The sequence below is a fragment of the Bacillus sp. SIMBA_005 genome, from assembly GCF_046535585.1.
GTDB classification, from domain to species: Bacteria; Bacillota; Bacilli; order Bacillales; family Bacillaceae; genus Bacillus; species Bacillus pumilus.
In genome coordinates, this window is record NZ_JAWRWI010000099.1 from 1 (window position 1) to 365 (window position 365).

The window sequence follows — 365 nt, forward strand, 5'->3', positions numbered from 1 at the left end:
CTACTTGGAGCGTGTTTAACATATTTGAGGTGTTACAGTACTTACTACGGCTTTGCCTAATGCTCTGGCCTTGTCTCAATCCTTAAGGTATGTAAGTGTCCTTCTGTTTCTCTAAAGTTCTTAAAATACATATGAATGTATACACCGTCACTTTTCCGCATGTGCAATTCATAGCTATATGTTCCACTATAAATCTTCATTTTCACTTGATATTTCTTCACCCCCAACATATAAGCACGTAAAAATGCTGAATGTGGTACATCCTTATAATCTATTACAAACTTATCTATCGAAACCTCTATTTCCATCGCCTGTTCTTCCCCTTGTATGCAAGTACTTGTATAAAATTTAATACTTAGTACACT

At 35.3% G+C, this 365-nt stretch carries 1 pseudogene; it reads right to left on the reverse strand.

The annotated features are described in order from the left end of the window. Nucleotides 1-56 precede the first annotated feature (56 nt). Nucleotides 57-365 (reverse strand): annotated as a pseudogene (locus SB660_RS19290) (hypothetical protein); the annotation flags it as partial.